Annotated in this window: 17 protein-coding genes, 1 tRNA gene and 1 pseudogene; 13 read left to right on the top strand and 6 right to left on the bottom strand. The window is 61.2% G+C overall.

From position 1 onward, the window contains the following. Positions 1-15: 15 nt before the first annotated feature. Both AB5I78_RS20115 and lldD read right to left on the bottom strand, forming a co-directional pair. Complete coding sequence (locus AB5I78_RS20115) at positions 16-945, bottom strand: GGDEF domain-containing protein (RefSeq protein WP_369301195.1); 930 nt, start codon at positions 943-945, stop codon at positions 16-18. A gap of 281 nt (positions 946-1,226) precedes the next feature. Then, positions 1,227-2,369 carry an FMN-dependent L-lactate dehydrogenase LldD gene (lldD, locus tag AB5I78_RS20110; RefSeq protein WP_369301194.1) on the bottom strand — a complete coding sequence of 381 codons (1,143 nt, stop codon included), beginning with the start codon at positions 2,367-2,369 and terminating at the stop codon, positions 1,227-1,229. Positions 2,370-2,470: 101 nt separating this feature from the next. Here lldD and AB5I78_RS20105 point away from each other — a divergent pair, with 101 nt between their 5' ends. From AB5I78_RS20105 to AB5I78_RS20085, 5 genes are all read left to right on the top strand, one after another. After that, complete coding sequence (locus tag AB5I78_RS20105) at positions 2,471-3,355, top strand: LysR family transcriptional regulator (protein WP_145158721.1); 885 nt, start codon at positions 2,471-2,473, stop codon at positions 3,353-3,355. Positions 3,356-3,441: 86 nt separating this feature from the next. Next, positions 3,442-3,517 (top strand) — tRNA-Asn (locus tag AB5I78_RS20100). A gap of 134 nt (positions 3,518-3,651) precedes the next feature. Then, complete coding sequence (locus tag AB5I78_RS20095; protein WP_242195440.1) at positions 3,652-4,158, top strand: sigma-70 family RNA polymerase sigma factor; 507 nt, start codon at positions 3,652-3,654, stop codon at positions 4,156-4,158. Continuing rightward, a complete protein-coding gene (locus AB5I78_RS20090; RefSeq protein WP_369301193.1) occupies positions 4,155-5,120 on the top strand; it encodes a FecR domain-containing protein in 966 nt (321 codons plus the stop codon). Before AB5I78_RS20095 ends, AB5I78_RS20090 begins: the two co-directional genes overlap by 4 nt. Before the next feature lie 96 nt (positions 5,121-5,216). Continuing rightward, positions 5,217-8,051 (top strand): TonB-dependent receptor domain-containing protein, encoded by a 2,835-nt coding sequence (locus AB5I78_RS20085; protein ID WP_369301191.1) that lies wholly within the window; start codon positions 5,217-5,219, stop codon positions 8,049-8,051. A 66-nt stretch (positions 8,052-8,117) separates the two neighbouring features. Here AB5I78_RS20085 and AB5I78_RS20080 read toward each other — a convergent pair whose 3' ends face one another. Next, positions 8,118-9,980: a DUF3857 domain-containing transglutaminase family protein gene (locus tag AB5I78_RS20080; protein WP_369301189.1), complete on the bottom strand. Its 1,863-nt coding sequence runs from the start codon at positions 9,978-9,980 to the stop codon at positions 8,118-8,120. A 258-nt stretch (positions 9,981-10,238) separates the two neighbouring features. On the opposite strand from AB5I78_RS20080, the gene AB5I78_RS20075 reads away from it, so the two are divergent. The 3 genes and pseudogenes from AB5I78_RS20075 to AB5I78_RS20065 all read left to right on the top strand — a co-directional run bounded on the left by AB5I78_RS20075 (position 10,239) and on the right by AB5I78_RS20065 (position 12,186). Then, a complete protein-coding gene (locus AB5I78_RS20075; protein WP_369301188.1) occupies positions 10,239-10,892 on the top strand; it encodes a hypothetical protein in 654 nt (217 codons plus the stop codon). A 48-nt stretch (positions 10,893-10,940) separates the two neighbouring features. Beyond that, a pseudogene (locus AB5I78_RS20070) lies at positions 10,941-11,213 on the top strand (MFS transporter); the annotation flags it as partial. A 106-nt stretch (positions 11,214-11,319) separates the two neighbouring features. Further along, positions 11,320-12,186, top strand: coding sequence for a DNA/RNA non-specific endonuclease (locus AB5I78_RS20065; RefSeq protein WP_369301186.1), 867 nt, complete (start codon positions 11,320-11,322; stop codon positions 12,184-12,186). Here AB5I78_RS20065 and AB5I78_RS20060 read toward each other — a convergent pair. Genes AB5I78_RS20060 through AB5I78_RS20050 form a run of 3 tightly spaced genes read right to left on the bottom strand, consistent with a single transcriptional unit; the run spans position 12,161 to position 14,436 of the window. Next, positions 12,161-13,405 (bottom strand): MFS transporter, encoded by a 1,245-nt coding sequence (locus tag AB5I78_RS20060; RefSeq protein WP_369301184.1) that lies wholly within the window; start codon positions 13,403-13,405, stop codon positions 12,161-12,163. The two genes, AB5I78_RS20065 and AB5I78_RS20060, sit on opposite strands and share 26 nt — an antisense overlap. A gap of 7 nt (positions 13,406-13,412) precedes the next feature. After that, entirely contained in the window at positions 13,413-13,976 is a 564-nt protein-coding gene (locus tag AB5I78_RS20055) for an isochorismatase family protein (protein WP_369301183.1), read from the bottom strand. A 22-nt stretch (positions 13,977-13,998) separates the two neighbouring features. Continuing rightward, positions 13,999-14,436, bottom strand: a complete 438-nt coding sequence (locus AB5I78_RS20050) for a MarR family winged helix-turn-helix transcriptional regulator (RefSeq protein WP_369301181.1) — start codon at positions 14,434-14,436, stop codon at positions 13,999-14,001. A 348-nt stretch (positions 14,437-14,784) separates the two neighbouring features. Here AB5I78_RS20050 and AB5I78_RS20045 point away from each other — a divergent pair, with 348 nt between their 5' ends. The 5 genes from AB5I78_RS20045 to AB5I78_RS20025 all read left to right on the top strand — a co-directional run bounded on the left by AB5I78_RS20045 (position 14,785) and on the right by AB5I78_RS20025 (position 19,216). Then, positions 14,785-15,996 (top strand): YeeE/YedE family protein, encoded by a 1,212-nt coding sequence (locus AB5I78_RS20045; RefSeq protein WP_369301180.1) that lies wholly within the window; start codon positions 14,785-14,787, stop codon positions 15,994-15,996. Positions 15,997-16,018: 22 nt separating this feature from the next. Beyond that, entirely contained in the window at positions 16,019-16,894 is an 876-nt protein-coding gene (locus tag AB5I78_RS20040) for a LysR family transcriptional regulator (RefSeq protein WP_369301179.1), read from the top strand. 110 nt (positions 16,895-17,004) lie between these two features. Further along, positions 17,005-17,430, top strand: coding sequence for a VOC family protein (locus AB5I78_RS20035; protein ID WP_242195406.1), 426 nt, complete (start codon positions 17,005-17,007; stop codon positions 17,428-17,430). Positions 17,431-17,516: 86 nt separating this feature from the next. Beyond that, a complete protein-coding gene (locus AB5I78_RS20030; RefSeq protein WP_369301178.1) occupies positions 17,517-18,281 on the top strand; it encodes an allophanate hydrolase subunit 1 in 765 nt (254 codons plus the stop codon). After that, the gene (locus AB5I78_RS20025) at positions 18,278-19,216 is read left to right on the top strand and encodes a biotin-dependent carboxyltransferase family protein (protein ID WP_369301176.1); all 939 of its coding nucleotides are present in this window, start codon (positions 18,278-18,280) and stop codon (positions 19,214-19,216) included. Before AB5I78_RS20030 ends, AB5I78_RS20025 begins: the two co-directional genes overlap by 4 nt. Positions 19,217-19,323 lie beyond the last annotated feature (107 nt).

The raw sequence follows: 19,323 nt of genomic DNA, 5'->3' as shown, positions 1-19,323 counted from the left end.
GTGATGGCGGGGTGTTTACCCCGCCATTGCCAAGCGGTTGCGACCTTCGCGCTTGGCCACGTACAAGGCGTTGTCGGCACGGCGCAACAGGCTTTCGGCAGACTCGGCGGCCAACAGCGTCGAACATCCCAGGCTCACCGTCAGCTCGACCCGTGTGGTCTCCGCCCAATAGTCCTGAGCTTGTGCCGCCTTGCGCAGGCGCTCGCCGACCATCCCTGCCGCGTCCCGGCCGGTGTTGGAGAGCAGGATCAGAAACTCTTCCCCGCCAAATCGAAACACCATGTCGACATTGCGCAACTGGCTCTTGATCGCCCCGGCCACCGCGCGCAGGACGGTGTCGCCGGTTGCATGGCCGTGAGTGTCGTTGATGTTCTTGAAGTGATCGATGTCCAGCATCAGCAGGGACAACGGGTTCATGTGCCGCCGGGCCATGTCGATTTCGCGTTGCAGGGTCTGGTCCATGGCCACGCGATTACCGGTTTCGGTCAACGGGTCGCGCAGAGCGCTGCGAGTGGCGGCGCGGTAGAGCAGGGCATTGCGCATCGGGTAAAGCAAGGTTGCCAGCAGCGCTTCAAGCTGGACCAGTTCGTCTTCCAGCAAGCGTTGATTGCGTCGAAATACCAGCTCGCCCAAGTGCTCACCTTCATGGCTCAAGGCATAGCTCACCGAGTGGTGGCCGCGATGACCAAATTCCAGGCGCAGGTCGCTGGCTTCGTGGCGATACTGCAATGCGTCCAGAGGCACCAGGCGCTGAATCTCGCGAAAGAACAGGCCAAGGATGCGCTGGGGCTCCAGACTGACTTGCAATTGTTGGCTCAATTGCTGACGAAGCTGGGCAAACGACGTCGGTCGACGGGGTGGCAGGAGAGATGGCTGACCAAAACCCAGGCGTTGCAATTTGGCACTGTCGAAGTCAATTGCGTGAGTCTGGGTCGGTGTTTTCATAAGCTATCTGCCTCTAAGCACTTAACTGTCTTACAGGCTGCGTGAGAGTGGCGAGTGCCAAGCGTCTTACTGTTCCTTCAGTTCCGTAAAACATTGGTAACAGTTTAAACCGCTTTACCATGGGTTATAACCCCTGGATACCGCCGCACGTCTTGTCATCGCCTAACCTGCTTGAAAGGGATTAGAGCGAGATTCATGCCATTTCGTTTAACTTATTAAAACTTCTTATAAATCAACGACCGTTTTACAGAGTAAAAACAGTCGTTGGGTAATGACGTCAGTTATTTGGCTGATTGAACCAGCGTAGTGCTGTCAATCTGGTCAATCGACGTCACGCCGGTCAGCGTCATGGCCACGCGCATCTCCTTGGCGAAGATGTCCAGCAGGTTTTCAACGCCGTGCTGGCCATCGGCGGCCAGCGCGTAGGCCGTCGCGCGTCCCAGCAGGCAGGCCTTGGCACCCAGTGCGAGCATGCGCACCACATCCAGCCCGGAACGGATGCCCGAGTCGACCAGTACCGTCAGGTCATCGCCAACCACATCAGCAATCGGCGGCAAGGCTCTGGCGGTGGAGAGCACGCCATCGAGCTGACGGCCGCCGTGGTTGGAGACCACGATACCGTCGGCGCCGAAACTCAGCGCATCCTTGGCATCCTGCGGGTCGAGAATGCCTTTGATGATCATCGGGCCTTTCCAGAATTCACGGATCCACTCCAGGTCTTTCCAACTGATGGAGGGGTCGAAGTTGTTGGCCAGCCAACCGATGTAATCTTCCAGATGAGTAGGCTTGCCGAGGTATTTTGAGATATTGCCCAGGTCGTGCGGGCGGCCCATCAGGCCTACGTCGAAGGCCCATTGCGGTTTGGTGAGCGCTTGCAGCATGCGTCGCGATGCCGCGAACGGCCCGGACATGCCGGAGTGCGCATCGCGGTAACGCGCGCCAGGCGTCGGCATGTCCACGGTGAATACCAGTGTGGTGACCCCGGCAGCCTGCGCACGCTCCAGCGCATTGCGCATGAACCCACGGTCCTTGAGCACGTAGAGCTGGAACCAGATCGACTGCGGGCTCTGCGACGCCACTTCTTCAATCGAACACACCGACACCGTCGACAAACAAAACGGAATGCCCTGGTTCGCCGCTGCCTTTGCCGCTTGCACCTCACCGCGCCGCGCGTACATGCCGGTAAGCCCCACCGGGCTCAGGATCACGGGCATGGCCAGTTCCTGGCCGAACAGGTGGGTCTTGAGGCTCAGGTTGTCGACATTGCGCAGGACGCGCTGGCGCAGGCTGATCTCGGCCAAATCCGAACTGTTGGCGCGCATCGTGTGTTCGGCATAGGCGCCGCCGTCGATGTAGTCGAACAGAAACCGCGGCAGTTTGCGCTTTGCGGCTGCGCGGTAATCGGAAGCGGACGAGATGATCATCAACAGGGTCTCCACAAGGCAAGGTGGGTTCAGCATAAGGAAAGATCTGGCATGATAAAAACAACTTTTATCGCTAGCAGCCAGTCGCCAAAGGAATACCGATGAACCTCAGAACATTGCGCGCCTTTGTCGAAGTGGTGCGCCAGGGCGGTTTCTCCCAGGCGGCCCAGGTGGTGTCCCTGACTCAGTCCACCGTGAGCAAGGCGGTCAAGACGCTGGAAGATGAGTTGGGTACGCCGCTGCTCAATCGCCTCGGCCACAGGAACGAACTGACCGCCGCTGGCGAAATTGCCTACCGCCGCGCGCTGGTGTTGCTCGCTGAACGCAACGACTTGGTGGCCGAGATCAACGACCTGCGCGGGCTCAAGCGTGGTGTATTGCGCATTGGCTTGCCGCCCGTGGGCTGCGGCGTGCTGTTTGCCGCGATGTTCGCCGCTTACCGCAGGCGGTATCCGGACATCGATATCGAGCTGACCGAGTATGGCAGCAAGAAATTGCGTGAATGCCTGGAAGCCGGCGAGGTCGATCTGGCGGCGCTGCTGTTGCCCATGGATGAAGATTTCGACTACCAGTCGGTGCGCAACGAACCCCTGATGGCCGTGCTGCCCATGAGCCATCCACTCGCCCAATGTACGCGCATTGATTTCAACGACCTGGCGGATTCGCCGTTTATCCTGTTCGAAGCGGGTTTCGCCCTGAATGCCAAGATCCTTGCGGCCTGTGAACGCAAGGGCGTGACGCCGAGGGTAACGGCACGCAGCGGCCAGATCGACTTTATCGTCGACTTGGTGGCGGCGGGGCTAGGCGTCGCTTTCCTGCCGCGCATGCTTGCGCACAAGCATCAGCAACCCGGCATCGCGCTGATTGCGCTGGACGAGGCGCACACCGATTGGCACATCGCCTTGGCGTGGCGCGCCAGTGCACACCTGCCGCCAGCCGCCCGCGCTTGGCTGGACCTGGCCAAAGAAATGGCCAGCCCGGTATAGACGTTTGCAGTGGTTATCCGAGGGAATTCTGGAAAATATGCCTCAGTGCTTGACTTCTTCTTTTTAATCAGTAACATACGGCGCATTCCGCGATAGCTCAGTTGGTAGAGCAAATGACTGTTAATCATTGGGTCCCTGGTTCGAGTCCAGGTCGTGGAGCCAGATAGAGAAAAGCCTGCAGAGATGCAGGCTTTTTTTTGCCTTGGATTTGACTAATGGCAGCCACTCCAACCCCTATACAACGCCCACACCAAAGCCATAAGATGAGAAGCATTATCATTTAATGCGGACCTGACATGCACGACGACAGCATCGCCTCGCCGGTCGCCAAGCTGTATGCGAATCACCATGGCTGGCTTCGAAGCTGGCTGCATCGGCGTTTGGGGCACAGTGCCGATGCCGAAGACCTGGCACACGACACCTTTATCCGCGTGCTGCGCTCCAAGGAAGATGTGCGCGAGCTGCGCCAGCCCATGGCGTTTCTTGCCACGATCGCCAATGGTTTGCTGATCAATCGCTGGCGTCGCCAAGCGATCGAGCGGGCGTACCTGGAAGCGCTGGCGGCGCGGCCGGTGGCCGAGGAGCCGTCGCCGGAGGAGCGCCACTTGATGATCGAGACGTTGTTGCAGCTCGATTCGCTGCTGGTCGGGTTGTCGGCGCGGGTTCGGCAGATTTTCTTTTTGTCCCAGCTCGATGGGCTGACCTATCCACAGATCGCCGCGCAGTTGAGCCTGACCGTGGCCCAGGTGCAGCGCGCCATGGGCAAGGCGTTCAGTGTTTGCTACGCGAGCCGGTTCGAATGAGTGGCGCCGCGGTTGATCCTCGCGTGCGGGACGTTGCCATCGATTGGCTGGTGCGGATGCAATCCGGGTTGATGAGTGCTGGCGAGCATCAGGCCTTGCAGTTATGGCGCCAGGCCAGTGCCGAGCATGAGCATGCGTGGCAGCGGGTAAGCAGCTTGCCCCTGCTGCTTCAGCCGGGCGCCAATCTATTAGCCGATGCCACGGCGCGCCGGGCGTTGCAGGCGGCCGGGGCTGATCCGCAGCGTCGTCGCCAGGTGCTCAAGTGTTTGCTGGCGTTGGGGCTGCTGGGTGGGATCTCCTGGCAAACGGCGGATTCCACCTTGGTGCGTTCGGCATTGGCGAGCTATCGCACGCGCGTTGGCGAGCGGCGCCACTGGGCCCTGGCGGATGGCTATTCGCTGTGGCTGAACACCGCCAGTGCGGTGAACCTGGACATGAGCGCGGGGCGGCGCAGCGTGCAGTTGGTCGAGGGCGAATTGGCCCTGGATACTCCGGCAAGTTCCGCGTCGTTGGAGCTGCTGACCCCAAACGCGGTGCTCTACAGCCATGGCGCCCACCTGCTGGTGCGCCATGATGGCCATGGCACGCAAGTGACGGTCTTGCGCGGTCTGGCGCAAGTGAGCACGCGGCATCAGCCAGCACCTGTACCGTTGCAGGCTGGCTGGCAACTACAGGTTGATGAGCACGGAGCGGGGCCCCCGACCGCTATCGACGTGTTGCTGGCCCAGGCCTGGATGCGCGGCATCCTGCCCGCCGAGCGCATGCGCCTGGATCAATTGCTGGCTGAACTCTCGCGCTATCGCCAAGGCTTCTTGCGTTGCAGCGAAGCAGTGGCGGGCCTGCGTATAACCGGCAGTTTCCAGCTGGACGATACCGATGCTGCGCTCGCGCTGGTCGCCAACACGTTGCCGGTGCGTATCGAGCGAAGAACGCGTTACTGGGTGACGGTGGTGCCTGCGTGAAGTTTTTTTTTCGCGGCGCGATAGTTTTTTCGATCTGGCTTGGCCTTTAGGTATTACCCACCGGCACAGGTGGGTTTCAACCCCTAGGAGCCTTGCATGATTTCCCCCGCTCGTGTCTTGCGTACCCATACATTCAGCTTGCTGTTTTTGAGTTTACAGCCGCTCTACGGTGAGCTGGTTTTTGCCGCCGGCGAACGCCCTTACCGAATTAGCGCCGGCCCGCTGGATCAAGTGCTGTCGCGCTTTGGTGCCGAGGCGGGCATCAGCATGGCGGGCAGTGCGCTGCTTACGGCCGACAAGACCAGCCACGGGCTGCAGGGGGAGTACAACATTGAGTCGGGCCTGACCCAACTGCTCTCAGGCACTGGCCTGGGCTATCAGCGCCAGGCCGACGGCGGCTATGTCTTGCGTGCGCATCAAGGTGCAGTCCTGCTGCCGACGCAAAAGGTCACGGGCGAAAATCTCGACGAGGAAGACGTCTACCGCGCGCCGCGCTCATCGGTGTACATCTCCGGCGAAGACATGCAGCGCTTTGGCGTGGTCTCTGTGGGCGACGTGCTCAAGGGCCAGCCGGGCGTGCAGGTCGGCGACAGCCGCAATGGTGGCGGGCTGGATGTGAATATCCGCGGCATCCAGGGCCAGAGCCGGGTGGCGGTCACGGTGGATGGGTCGCAGCAGGCACTGGATGTTTATCGCGGTTACGCCGGTACCCAGCAGCGCAGTTACATCGACCCGGACCTGATCAGCGACATCACGATCGACAAGGGCCCAAGCCTGACCTCCAGCGCCATCGGCGGCACGGTGAAGATGCGTACCCTCACTGTCGACGACATCCTCAAAGACGGCCAGAACATCGGCCTGCGCCTCAAGGGCGACCTGTGGAACAACGGCGTCGCCCCAGCCTCCCGAGACCCGCATTCCAAAACCCAGGAGCTGTACTCAGAACCGCACCAGAGTCGCGGTGGGTTGTTTGGCTCAGAGGCGCAGGCTGGCAGTGCGGCGTTTGCCTATACCCATGAGTTTTTCGACGTCGTGGCGGCCTATGCCAAGCGCGATCAAGGCAACTATTTTGCCGGCAAGAAGGGGCAGGATCGCTACCGTACTTACGACCGCTGGGGCGATGAGCAGAGCAGTGTGGCCACCGCCTACAACGCCGGCGAAGAAGTGCTGAATTCCTCGTCGAGCACCGAATCGTTCCTGCTCAAGACCACCCTGCGCCCGGCGGACGGGCATACCTTCGACCTGGGCTATCGCCGTTATGACGGACGCATCGGCGAAATCATGCCTTCGGATATCTTCCGCTTCGGCACCGGCGGCATCTATCAGTACCCGCTGGGTCACACCAAGATCGACACCTACACAGCGCGTTACAACTACTTGCCTTCGGGTAACCCGTTGATGGACCTGACTGCCGACCTGTGGCTGACCGACGCGCAAACCAGCCAGCTCACCTCGGTCAAGGCGCCGGCGTCCCAGGCCTATCGCTCGGACCGCGCCTGGAGCCGTCAGGCTAACCAACGCATTGGCGGCGGCCTGGCCAATACCTCGCGCTGGGCCACCGACTACGGCGACTTGAAGCTGGACTTGGGCGGCTCGTTCCAGCTCGAAGCACTGCGCCCGCAAAAAGGCGTGGTCACCAACCAGGACGATATCAACGCCAACCGTATGTTGCGCGAAGGGTCGCGGCAGGAGTTCAGCTTCAATGGCAAGCTGGAATACAAGCCTGTGGACAGGCTCACGTTATGGGGCGGCGGACGTTACACCCACTATCGCAGCAAAGACCACATCGCCAATGCCACGGCACGGCGTGAGGAGCGAGACCTGCGCTACCTGCGCGTCTACAACGGCGGCAATTCCGGCAACATGATGTGGTTCCCTGATCAGAACGGCGATTACACCGACGCCACCGATCCACGCCTGAACAATGGCATTGTCTTCCAGAACACTAACTTTCCTTTCGAGGGCGTTCGGTACAACAACTTTGGCGTGGTTGATTCCACGGTCTATCCGTCCCAGGTCGGGGAGGTGGTTACTGGTTATGACTATTCTGCCAAGGCGAGCAGCAGCGGCGGCGCCTTTGCCCCCGCGGTGGGCATCAATATCGAGGTGCTGCCGGACACCTTTGTGTATGCCTCTTACACCCAAGGCTTTCGTATGCCTTCGCTGTTCGAAACCAGCCAGGGCGTGTTGCAGACCATGCCCGGCAAGGGCCTGAAGCCCGAGCGTTCGAGCAATTGGGAGATCGGCGCCAGCACGCTGCAAAAGGGGCTGTTGTTCGATGACGACTCGGCGGCGATCAAGCTGGCTTACTTCAACAACACCATCAAAAACTACATCACCCGCTACTACGATCCCAGCCCTGGCCTGTGGGGCTTGATGCGCTTCAGCAATACCGACAGCTACAAAACCAGCGGCCTGGAGTTCCAAACCCGCTACGATACCGGACGCGTATTTGCCGACCTGTCGTCCACCTACTACCTGAAGACCGAAACCTGCGATTCGGCCTTCGCCGCCACACTGCGCGCCACCAGTGACCTTTATCAGCAAACCGGTAATACGCCGAACTGCACGCCGGGCAGCTTCATGGGTTCTTACACCAACACCCAGAACCCACCACGCTTCGCCGGCAACCTCACCACAGGCCTGCGTTTCTTCGATCAGAGCCTTACGCTCGGTACGCGCATCACCTACACCTCAGGCCCCACCGTCACCGCCGACAAACCCTGGCAGACTGGCGCCACCACGCCGCAATTGAATTACCGCGAAGTGGCCTTGGTCGATCTGTTCCTTAACTACAAGTTGCAAGAACACGCTGGCCTGAACGTGTCACTGCAGAACCTGACCGATCGCTACTACCTGGACCCGCTGGCGCAGAGTTTCATGCCGGCACCGGGGCGCACACTGCGAGTGGGAGTGCAGGCGAAGTTCTAAAGGGGAGGGTGGAGATCCTCGCGCGGCGGTGCATCAGCCCGTCACGCGAGAATCGGCAAGGTGGGGTTACAGCGTCTGCACAATAATCTGGCTTTTCAGGTCGTTGACCATACTTTCAATCGCCGGCTTCATGGCGACGAAATCCTGTGGGCTGCACACCACGTCGGGGCGGTTAAACGCGTAGCTGCGGGTGATCAGTACGCTGTTGCCTTCCTTGACGTAAGTGGTCTGATAGTTGAATCCGCCGGTGTTCAGGGCGACGGCCTTGGGCACCGCCAGGATGTTCACTTCTTTGGGAAAATCGAAGCGTGCCTTTTCTTCGATCGTGCCGGAGGTACAGGTGAAGTTCTGAGTACGCTCCTGTTCCGACAGGAAGCTGAACACGTTCTGGCCGATACCGCCCGCCAGGCTGCTAAGCGTGGGCACGCCGGTAGGGCCGGGCAGGTTGACCAGGTTGTCGGTACGCCCCTTGACCGTGGAGGTGAAGGTGGCAGCGTTGCTGTCCAGTGGGTCGGTTTCGATCTTGCCGCTGCCGGTTTGCCCGTACAGGCTGAGGACTTTCTGGGTCAGTTGGTCAAGGTCGGCAGGCATCATCGATTTGAACAGGAAACGGTTGAGTTCCGTCGCCCAGCCTTCCACCGTGGTGCCATTGGTGAAGTCCGCCGCGCCGCTCGGGTCGATTTTGAAATGCAGCGTGCCGTCCACTTTGCCCAGTTGGTTTACGGGTGTACGCGCCAGTTCGCCGCGCTGGGTCAGCAACACAGGTTTGCCCAATTCGGGAAGCAGCAAGTAGCCGGCGGCGATGGGGGTGGCGGTGGAGTCCAGATAAAGATCGAGGGCCGGAATGTAAGTGATCGCATGGTTAAGCACACCCAAGGTCGGCACCTTTGGTAGCACATAGGCGTCGCCGAGGTTGATCAGTGCGGGGGAGCTTTCAATGGCCACGGCCTTGAGTAGCGCTTCAAGCAAGGCCACATGGTCCTTGCAGTCGCCATAACGGTTATCCAGCACCGCCTGCGCCGAATGCGGCACCACGCCGCCATTGCCGACGTAAACCGCGACGTAGCGAATGTTCTTGCGCACCCAGTCACTCAACACCAGCGCTTTGCTGCGCGGTGAATCCAGGTTGGCGGTGAGTTTCTTGGCCAGTTGGGTAATGGCCGTTGTTACTTCGACCTGCGCCCTGGCGGCGTACGCCTGGGCAAACTGTTTGTAGTCGGTGAACGTCGAAACCGCCAGACGTTGGCCGTAATCGGTGTAGGCAACAGAGCCGACTTCAACGCGGTTTTTCTCGGTGGGCTCCAGGTTCCAGCGGTAGATCTTGCGCCCGTTGGCTAGGGTGGGCGCGATGGCTTTGAAACCCTTCACGTCAGCGAACAACGGCATGTCTGCCGGCATGTCGTAAGTGAGGTGGATTTGCTGGCTCTCGTAGAAGTCCGGTGCATACAGGTCTTCGAACTGGCCGGGGAACATCGGCGTGGTGCGCTGGCGTTGGTAGTGCAACACCATACGGTCACCCACGGCAACGTCCGGGAAGATCACCACTTTGACCCGCGAGTCCTGGAACATCGGCGCTTCGGCTGAAGCCTGTTCCTGCTGCTCCTTGATCTGGTCGGCGGCGACCGGCACTTTGCGGCCATCAGCTTTGAGCGTGTAGGCATCCATGATGTCCACGGTTTCCAGCGTGCGGTTGAAACTCACCGAGCGCTCGGCGTTGGGCTTGATCGCGCGCTCTTCATTGATGCGCCGGACCAGCTCGACGTCGAGCACAAAACTGCCGTCGGCATTCACTACGTAAGACTGGTTATTTTTTTCGACAGTCAGCGAGCGGTCGGTGTAATCGGCACTTGCCTGCGCGCTGAACAGCCCGCAGATGACCACCGCCAGTGCACCGAACAGGCGCGTCGGCAAGAGAGTTGCGCTTTGCATAGAGATCCTTCTAAACGATGACGCGCACCGTCTGGAGGAGGGTGCACGTTCCTTGGTAAACCGCCAAATGCGAAGCGTTACTATAAAGAGGTGGCGATGAGCCTGCAGATTTTTGTAGCTTAAAGAGGTGTAGGAGCGTTCTGGGTATCGCTCTGTAAAGCCTCACCGATACGGCCGGCAGAGCGCCCGGTGGCGTTTATTGCTTGATCGCAGAGGGTTGCCGTAAGTTTGCTCGCTTTGTTCAGGAGCAACCTCTGTATGACTCGCACGCCGTCTAAAAAAACCTCTCAGCGACGCAGCCATTGGGAGCTGCTGCAAATCAAGGTGGGGGTGGTTGCCAGCCTGCTCTCCCTTGTCGGCCTGTTGTGCGTGGGCGGCTGGACGGTCTGGGTGACTTACTACGTTAAGCAGGACTCACAACTGAGCGCGCTCCTGATCAAGGAATTGCAGTTGAAAACCGAATTGAGCGCGCATGTAGGGGCAACCTTGGCGACTAACCTGAAGCCTACCGAAGGGGGTTCCAGCTTGTTGGAAGTAGGCGTCACGCTGTCCAACAGTGGCAACGACATTGCCAGGCTGAACCTTGATCGGCGGGTTTTATCGATCATCAAAGTCCAGCGTTTCGAGGCAGGCCTGCCGGTTTATGGGCCCGCCTGGGACGTAGCAACGGCCCGGTACGATGGTCTGAGCTCGACGTTGTGGGTCTTTCCTTACCTGGATATCGGCCCGTCTGAGTCCTATGAACTCAAGTACGTCGTTAAACTCGATGAGCCAGGTTTGTACCTGGTGCGCTTTCTTTCGCGGATGAAAAGCGACCATATCGAACGGCACAAACTCAAAATGAGTACACCGTCGATCATTGAGTATTCAACCGGAGCCGACGCATTTATCACAGTGCCCAAGGGGGCATGAGATTCTTGCATTTAAGGCCGAGAGACTGGTAAGTATGGCGTCGACTATTTTGGCGGCGCGGCGACCTTGCTGCAAACAGCTCTCGCGGACGCGGCGGGTGACGGCGCAGACGTGGCGCTGTCGCTGAACGTGGTGGCATGGAACAGCGCGATTGCCGGCAGTGGTGTGGTGGGCGGCGTACTGCTCGATACCTGGGGCGTTGCCTCATTTCCCTGGGCAATGGCGCTGTTGGTCGCGCTGTCGTTTGCGATTGCCTGGCGCGCGCGGGGCGGGCAAGCCCGCCGTGGCGGGGCATTGACAGGGTTGCTGAAAAACGCGTGAAGCGGCCGCACTAAAATGCCTTGCGAGGGTCAATAAACCTCGCAAGATCATCCACTTGGCTCCGCCAGCGGAGCCTGCCGCTTACTCCCTTTCAAAGAAGTCATGCATGCACCTGCGCAAAATTGCAGTCGGGCTGTCAGCCCTTGTTTTGCTTTCCACCGGGGCAGATGCCCGTGGTTTGTTCGACCTTATCAAGCCACCCGCCCAGGCATACACTTCACGCGCAGGCTCGACCAGCCAGCGCGCGGCCCTCGACCTCTATTCCAGCAAGCAACAGCAACCCACGTTCGCCAGCTGCGCCGATCTGTTCCCCGGTGCCACACCGATCAACACCGCCACCGTGCCCAGCACCATGAAACCCATGGCGTTGTGTTCCGATAATTTTGCGGTGCTCTACTCGCAAACGAGCAAGACGCCGCTGGTGGTGGTCGAGCGCTTGAACGCCGCGCAGCTCAAGAACGCCAAAGGCGAGGAACGCACCAACCAGTTCTACGCAGACCCGCGCATCCCCAAAGGCGCTCGCGCCGAGTTGAGCGACTACCGCAGCCAGCACCCGGCCGTGGACCGTGGTCATCAGTCTCCGGCGGCCGACGCGCCGAGCGCGAACGCCATGGCGCAATCCTTCGCGCTGTCGAACATGGTGCCGCAAGACCCTACCAACAACCGCAAAATCTGGAGCAAGGTCGAGGCGGATGTGCGCAAGTTTGCCGTGCGTGCCGGCGGCGATGTGTTTGTGTTCACTGGCCTGTTGTTCGACGCGGGCTACAGCACCATCGGCGACAACAAGGTCTGGGTGCCGACGCGCCTGTTCAAGCTGGTGTACGACGCCTCGTCGAAACGCGCCTGGGCCTATGTGCTGCCTAACGCTGAAACGCGCATCCAGAAGCCGATGGACTACGAGACGTTTGTGAAGAGCACCGGCCTCAAGCTGCTGGGCAATCTGCCGGTCACGGGGTCGGTGGGTCGGACGTGATCACCTGCGGCCGATCCAGCTGGCGCTTGATTGTGTAGAGCGCCACGCCCACCGCCAGGATGCCTGACACCGCGCCGACCACCAGCGCCCAGCGCGGGCCCAAGTGGTCGGCGACCCAACCGACGATGGGCGCGCCAATTGGCGTGCCGCCCAAGGCGACGGCGACGCGCAGGGCGATTACCCGGCCACGCATCGCGGGCTCGGTGGTCAGTTGCATCAGGCTGTTGGTGGTGTTGCTGAAGGTCATGGCGCCCACGCCGATGACCACCAGCGCAATCGCGAACGTCCAGTAATTGGGCGCCAGGGCTGCCAGCATGCAGCCAAATCCAAACACTGCCGCACCGGTCAGCAGAGACTTGAACCGGGGTCGCTCGCTGCCCGCGGCAATCAGCGCACCGGCGATGGTGCCGATGGCTAGGGTCGAGGTCAGCAGCCCGTAGCCGCGCGCGTCGGCATGGAACACGGTGACGGCCATGGTCGAGATGAAAATCGGGAAGTTCATGCCGAAGGTGCCGATCAGAAACAGCATCAGCAGGATCGCCTTCAGGTCCGGCCGTGCCCACACGTAACGCATGCCTTCGGTGAGGCTACCTTTGGTACGCAGCGCGCGCACCTTTGTGTGTTGAGTTGAGACGCGCAGGAAAAACAGCGATACAAGCACCGCAAAAAAGCTCGAGCCATTGAGCAGGAACGCCCAGCCAGTGCCCACTGACGCGATGGTCACGCCGGCCACGGCCGGGCCGATCATGCGCGCCATGTTGAACGAGGTGGAGTTGAGTGCGATGGCGTTGGACAAGTCCTTCTCGCCCACCAGTTCCGCGACGAAAATCTGCCGCACCGGCGCATCGAATGCCGAGGCGCAGCCGGATAAAAACGCAAACACGTACACATGCCACAGCTGCACGAAGCCGGTGATGGTGAACACGCCCAGCGTCAGCGCCAGCAGGCCCATCACCGCCTGAGTGAAGATCAACAGTTTGCGCTGGTTGTAGTGATCGGCGGCAAACCCTGTCCACGGCAGCAACAACAGTTGCGGCCCGAACTGCAGCGCCATCACGATACCCACCGCGGCGGCATTGTGCGGCGTGAGTTGAGTCAGCACCAGCCAGTCCTGGGCGGTGCGTTGCATCCAGGTGCCGACGTTGGACACCAGCGCGCCGGCGGCCCAGATGCGGTAGTTGGGGCTGCGCAGGGAGCGGAACGTGCTGAGGAAACGCATGACGGCTTCAGTTCCCCCGGTTGTCGAGCAACTCGATGATGGCTTGCGCCGTGCCCGATTCGCCCAGCTTGGGGAACACGTGCTGCAGGCTGTAGGCGTGGGCCTCGGGGCTGACGTCAGTCATGGCATCGATGGCCAGGGTCACGTTGAAGCCAAATTCATACGCCTGCCGCGCGGTGGCTTCGACGCCGGTGCCAGTGACAACGCCCGTGATCACCACTTGCGTGACATTGAGCGCCTTCAACTGCGCTTCAAGGTCCGTGTTGGCGAAGGCGCCCCAGCTGCGTTTGGTCACCAGAATGTCGCTGGGCTGCTGGCCGAGTTGCGCAATCAGATCAGCCCAATCGGGTGGCAGGCCAACGCTGCGACGCGGCCGCTCGGTGCGTCCCGGCGCAAAGCCGCTGACATTCACCAGCACCACCGGCAGCCCGCGTTCGCGAAAGGCGTCGAGCAGTGCACGCGACCGCTCTATCACCTCGCCAATGGGATGAATAAAAGGGTAACCCACGATGCCGTGTTGCAGGTCCACGATGATCAGGGCGGTTGTTGCATCCAGCGAGGTGACAGCCATGCTATTTCCTCAATCGGGTGATTCAAAAGTCGGCGAGGCGCTCCAGCAGTTTCACCGCAGCGGCGAGTTCGTGTTGTTCCTGGGGTGACAGCTGTTCCTGCAGCGCGTGCAGCAGCCAATCGTCTTTGGCGGCGCGGCTTTGGGTCAGGTGTTTGCGCAAGGTGGGCGTCAGTTCGATCAGCGTCTGCCGGCCATCGGATGGGTCCGGCTTGCCGCTGACGGCTTGCATTGCCTCAAGCCCGGCCACGGTGATGCGCATCGACTGCGGCCGCACACTTTCAGCGCGGGCGAGGGCGGACACGGTCTTCGGGCCATCGCGGTCCAGGCGCAGCAACACCGACTTTTGCGCGGTGGTGAAATCATCGGGGTGAGTCTGTTCGCGCAGGCGGCGGATCAGCTTGCCCAGTGAGATGCGCAGTTCGGCGGCCAGGGTGGCGGTGCCAGGAGAAGAGTCGGTCATGCCTTAACCGTAGCACCCGTGCAGGAAAACTCTACAGTTTGGCTGTATAAATTTTTCTTCATAAAGGCTACTTGTTGTGGCGAGTGGGCTTCCTGTGGCGAGCGGGCTTGTTGTGGCGAGTGGGCTTGCCCCGCGTTGGGCTGCGAAGCAGCCCCAGTTCGGTTAACGCGATTTTCCAGTAAGACCTCGCTGGCAGGTTTTAGGGCCGCTTCGCGCCCCAGCGCGGGGCAAGCCCGCTCGCCACAGGAAGCCTGCTGGCCAAAATAAGCGAGCGCACCACACCACGGCCCTCGGTTTATACTCGCCCCCCATTGCAAACCTTCAAACTCAAACAACCCGAGATCCCCGATGAGTACCTCTCTCTCCCTTGCCCCCGCGCGCAAACCCATCGCGCCGCTGGTGGCGTTTATCATCCTGGTGGCGGGCGCCGTGTTCCTGCAAAGCAGTGTCGGCTCACGCCAGGTGCTGTTGCTGGTGGTCGGCGCGGCACTGGGTTTGACCCTGTATCACGCCGCCTTTGGCTTTACCTCGGCCTGGCGCGTGTTCATCAATGATCGGCGTGGCGCCGGCTTGCGAGCGCAGATGATGATGCTGGCGGTGGCGGTCGTGCTGTTTTTCCCGGCGCTGGGGGCAGGCACGCTGTTTGGTCAGCCGGTGGTCGGGCTGGTGGCGCCGGCCGGCGTGTCGGTGGTGTTTGGCGCGTTTATCTTCGGCATCGGCATGCAGCTGGGCGGCGGTTGTGCCTCGGGCACGTTGTTCACCGTGGGCGGCGGCAATGCGCGTATGTTGGTGACGTTGTTCTTCTTCATTTGCGGGTCGTTGATCGCCACCCACCATGTTGATTGGTGGTTTGCACTGCCGGCGTTTCCGGCGGTGTCCATCGTCAAAAGCTTCGGCGTCGTACCGGCGCTGCTCTTGAGCCTGGCGGTGTTCGCGATCATTGCAGCCGTCACCGTGCGCCTGGAGAAGGGCCGTCATGGCCAACTGGAAGAGGGCGTGACCAGCGAGCACACCGGCCTGCGCCGTTTCCTGCGCGGGCCGTGGCCCTTGGTATGGGGCGCGATTGGCCTGGCGCTGCTCAACTACGCCACCCTGGCGCTGGCCGGGCGGCCGTGGGGCATTACCTCGGCGTTCGCGCTGTGGGGCGCCAAGGTCGCCAGCGGTTTGGGTGTGGACGTGGCCAACTGGGTGTTCTGGCAGGTGCCGGGCAATGCCAAGGCCCTGGCCGCACCGGTGTGGGAAGACATCACCAGCGTGATGGACATCGGCATCGTCCTTGGTGCGCTGCTGGCGGCCGGCCTGGCCGGGCGTTTTGCGCCAAGCCTGAAAATCCCCGCGCGCTCGCTGGTGGCGGCGGTGATCGGTGGCTTGTTGCTGGGTTACGGTTCGCGCCTGGCGTACGGTTGCAATATCGGCGCGTACTTCAGCGGCATCGCCTCGGGCAGCCTGCATGGCTGGGTATGGTTGGTGGCGGCGTTTATCGGTAACGGCGTGGGCGTGCGGTTGCGTCCCTTCTTCTTTGCGGGCGAGCGGCCGCAGGTGGCGTTGAGCGGCTGCTGAGCGAACCAGTGAGGTATGCGGCATGATTCGAGAACTGAGGACCTTCGTCAGCGCCGCGCGGCGCGGCACTTTTGCCGCTGCCGGCCAGCAGGTGGGGCTGACGCAATCGGCCGTGAGCGCGCAGATCAAGCACCTTGAAGACGCGCTGGGGGTGAAGCTGTTCGACCGCACCGGCCGCTCCGCCACCCTCAACTCGGCAGGGCAGCGTGCGGTGCCGCTGGCGGAGGAAATCCTCGATATTTTCTCGCGCATGGGCACGCCCGACAGGGCCAACAACTTCCACGGTTCGTTGCGCATCGGCGCCATCGGCAGTGTGCAGACCGGCATCCTGCCCAAGGCGCTGGTGGCCCTCAAACAGCGTGCGCCGTTCATTGAAGTCAACCTGGTGCCGGGGGTTTCGCTGAACCTGCTCAGCCAGGTCGATGCCGGTGAACTGGACTTGGCGATCATGATTCGCCCGCCGTTCAACCTGCCAAAGGAGCTGAATGTCGAGGTCATCGCCCGCGAGCCTTTTGTGCTGATCACCGCCAAGGACGTACCGGGCGATGACCCGTTGCAGATCCTGCGCGAGCAGCCGTTTGTGCGATACGACCGGGGCTCGTTCGGTGGCCGCCAGGTCACGCAGTTTCTCAAGGAACAAAAGATCCAGACGCAGCAGGCGCTGGAGCTTGATGAGTTGGACGCCATCGTCAAGATGGTCCGCAGCGGCCTCGGCGTGTCCCTGGTGCCACTGGCCGGCTTGTGGCTGGAACACGGCAGCGACGTGCGGGTTTTGCGATTGGACGAGCTGACTTTCCATCGCGAAATCGTCTTGCTCACCAAGTACACCCGGCGCCAACTGCCACTCTTCGCGTTATTCAGGGCGTGCATCATGGAAGTGCTCGGTGCGCCGAAGTAGGGCGCGAGCCTCGAAAAAATTGAGGCTCAGGACGAAAGATATGCGCTTTATCGCACGGTCTTTCTGGTGAAGAATCGGGTTCTGAATAACAGAACCCGCAGGTAGCCACCGTGAGCCTTTCGCCCTTTCATTTAGCTATTCCCGTCTACGACCTCGCCGCCGCCCGCCACTTCTACGGCGACGTGTTTGGCCTTCGCGAAGGTCGCTCCAGCGCGCAGTGGGTCGATTTCGACTTTTACGGTCACCAGTTGGTCATCCACGAACACCCCAAGACTCAATCCCAGGAGTCGGTGCACTCCAACCCTGTCGATGGTCACGACGTACCGGTCCCGCATTTCGGCATCATCTTGCACTGGGACCAATGGGAAGCCCTGGCCGATCGGCTCAGAGCGCGTGAAACCCGGTTTGTGATCGAACCCTACATACGCTTTCAGGGCCAGGTCGGCGAGCAAGCCACCATGTTCCTGTTTGACCCGTGCGGCAACGCGCTGGAGTTCAAGGCGTTCAAGGACATGAGCCAGTTGTTCGCCAAGTAGTTGCCATCCGCGCGACCGTCGCCACCCGAGCGACGGCGTCAATAAGACGTGAAGCTGCATGCCTGCCGCATGAGAGAAGTGACGTGATGTCTGACGTTGACTGTGATTTTCGGCCTGTGCGTGCCGAACAGCGCTGGCAGTTCGAGCCGTGTGGCGACAGCTGCATCGTGGTGGTGTTTGCAACGCTGTTCAGCGCGCAGGCCAACCGCCGTGCCGTGGCGTTCAGTGCCACGCTGCATGACCTGTTGGCGCGTGGGCTGCTTGGCGGCGTGACCGATGTGATCCCGGCGATGGTGTCCGTGGGCGTGCATTATGCCCCGCCTATCATCGCCAGGCTGTACCCCGGATCAGTGCCCTACGACGCAATTGCCCAGGTGTTGGAAAACGCCCTGACACAACAGCACAACCTGACGCGCATCACGCCAAAACGCCTGGAAATCCCGGTGTGCTACGAGGGCGACTACGCGCCGGATCTGCTGGACATCGCCAACGCCTGCGCCATCACACCCAGCGAAGTCATCGCCGCACACAGCGGGCAGTGGGTCGATGTATTGATGGTCGGTTTCGCACCGGGCCATCCCTATATCGGCATGCACGAGCCTGCGCTGAAACTGGCGCGCCGCGCCGTACCGCGCACGCAGGTCACGCGCGGCAGCGTCGGCCTGGCCAATTGTCAGAGCGTGATTTACCCCGCTGATTTGCCGGGTGGCTGGAACATTGTGGGCCGCACACCGTTGCCGATGTTTTCGCCGGCCAATCAGCCGCCTTGCCTGTTGAGCGGTGGCGATCAGGTGCGCTTCGTGCCCATCACCGCCCGTGAATTTGAACAACTGGCCGGAGCGCAGCGATGACCATCAAAGTGATCAGGCCCGGTCTGTTTTCCACCTTTCAAGACACCGGCCGCGTGGGCTTTCAGCATTGGGGCGTGCCGGTCAACGGCGCCATGGACCAGGACGCGCATGCGCTGGCCAACCTGTTGGTGGGCAACCCGACCACTGCTGCAACCCTGGAAATCACCCTTCAAGGCCCGGTCTTGTGCTTTCAGGCACAGGCGCTGATCGCCCTGGCCGGGGCTGACCTGGGCGCGCGCCTGGACGGTGTTGCGCTGCAACCCGGGCACGCCGTGCGCGTCAAACCGGGCGCGATGCTTGGCTTCGAGAAGCGTGAGTACGGCGCGCGGGCCTATCTGGCCGTGGCCGGCGGTTATCTGCTCACGCCGGTGATGAACAGCGCCAGCACGTATAGCCGGGGAGGGTTTGGCGGGCTGTCGGGGCGCGCACTGCAAGCCGGCGATGTGATCCCCATTTGCTCATCGTTCGCAAACCCCGTGCGGTTGAATATTCCTGCGGGCTGGCGGCTTGGCGCGCCGACACGTCCAGCTTGCATTCGGGTGCTGCCGGGGCGCGAATGGGCTGACTTCACCGAAACGGCTCGCCATGACTTCCTGCATGAGCCCTATCAGCTGACCGCTGCCTCGGATCGCATGGGGTATCGATTGGAGGGCGCTGCGCTGGACCTGACGCAGCCCCGTCAGCTGCTGTCCGAAAGCGTGGCATTCGGCACCGTGCAAGTGCCCGCCGGCGGCCAGCCGATTGTGCTGATGGCAGACCGGCAAACCACCGGTGGCTACCCGCGTATCGCCCAGGTGGCCAGTGTGGATTTACCCAAGCTGGCGCAACTGATGCCCGGCGATGACATTCGATTCTCGCTGATTGATTTACCCACGGCTCAAGCGTTGTTCGTGGCGCGTGCACACGCGCTGGAACGACTGGAGGCCACCCACTGAGCAAAAACCGTCGCTACCGATAATAAAAACAGGAGCGCTAGATGATTAAGCCCACGTTCACACTTCTTACTGTCGAGCATTAAAACCCCTCGTAACCTGACGGGTTT

The sequence above is a fragment of the Pseudomonas sp. N2-3-1-14 genome (assembly GCF_041228395.1).
Lineage (GTDB): Bacteria > Pseudomonadota > Gammaproteobacteria > Pseudomonadales > Pseudomonadaceae > Aquipseudomonas.
The sequence above is the reverse complement of the archived record's forward strand: the minus strand, read 5'-3'. Positions and strand labels throughout refer to the sequence as shown.

Bases quoted from the DNA above. Each gene is read 5' to 3' on its own strand.
- AB5I78_RS20090 (WP_369301193.1), top strand. From the start codon at position 4,155: ATGAGTGGCGCCGCGGTTGATCCTCGCGTGCGGGACGTTGCCATCGAT.
- AB5I78_RS20045 (WP_369301180.1), top strand. From the start codon at position 14,785: ATGAGTACCTCTCTCTCCCTTGCCCCCGCGCGCAAACCCATCGCGCCG.
- AB5I78_RS20085 (WP_369301191.1), top strand. From the start codon at position 5,217: ATGATTTCCCCCGCTCGTGTCTTGCGTACCCATACATTCAGCTTGCTG.
- AB5I78_RS20115 (WP_369301195.1), bottom strand. From the start codon at position 945: ATGAAAACACCGACCCAGACTCACGCAATTGACTTCGACAGTGCCAAA.
- AB5I78_RS20025 (WP_369301176.1), top strand. From the start codon at position 18,278: ATGACCATCAAAGTGATCAGGCCCGGTCTGTTTTCCACCTTTCAAGAC.
- AB5I78_RS20050 (WP_369301181.1), bottom strand. From the start codon at position 14,436: ATGACCGACTCTTCTCCTGGCACCGCCACCCTGGCCGCCGAACTGCGC.
- AB5I78_RS20095 (WP_242195440.1), top strand. From the start codon at position 3,652: ATGCACGACGACAGCATCGCCTCGCCGGTCGCCAAGCTGTATGCGAAT.
- AB5I78_RS20060 (WP_369301184.1), bottom strand. From the start codon at position 13,405: ATGCGTTTCCTCAGCACGTTCCGCTCCCTGCGCAGCCCCAACTACCGC.
- AB5I78_RS20040 (WP_369301179.1), top strand. From the start codon at position 16,019: ATGATTCGAGAACTGAGGACCTTCGTCAGCGCCGCGCGGCGCGGCACT.
- AB5I78_RS20030 (WP_369301178.1), top strand. From the start codon at position 17,517: ATGTCTGACGTTGACTGTGATTTTCGGCCTGTGCGTGCCGAACAGCGC.
- AB5I78_RS20105 (WP_145158721.1), top strand. From the start codon at position 2,471: ATGAACCTCAGAACATTGCGCGCCTTTGTCGAAGTGGTGCGCCAGGGC.
- AB5I78_RS20080 (WP_369301189.1), bottom strand. From the start codon at position 9,980: ATGCAAAGCGCAACTCTCTTGCCGACGCGCCTGTTCGGTGCACTGGCG.
- AB5I78_RS20065 (WP_369301186.1), top strand. From the start codon at position 11,320: ATGCACCTGCGCAAAATTGCAGTCGGGCTGTCAGCCCTTGTTTTGCTT.
- lldD (WP_369301194.1), bottom strand. From the start codon at position 2,369: ATGATCATCTCGTCCGCTTCCGATTACCGCGCAGCCGCAAAGCGCAAA.
- AB5I78_RS20055 (WP_369301183.1), bottom strand. From the start codon at position 13,976: ATGGCTGTCACCTCGCTGGATGCAACAACCGCCCTGATCATCGTGGAC.
- AB5I78_RS20075 (WP_369301188.1), top strand. From the start codon at position 10,239: ATGACTCGCACGCCGTCTAAAAAAACCTCTCAGCGACGCAGCCATTGG.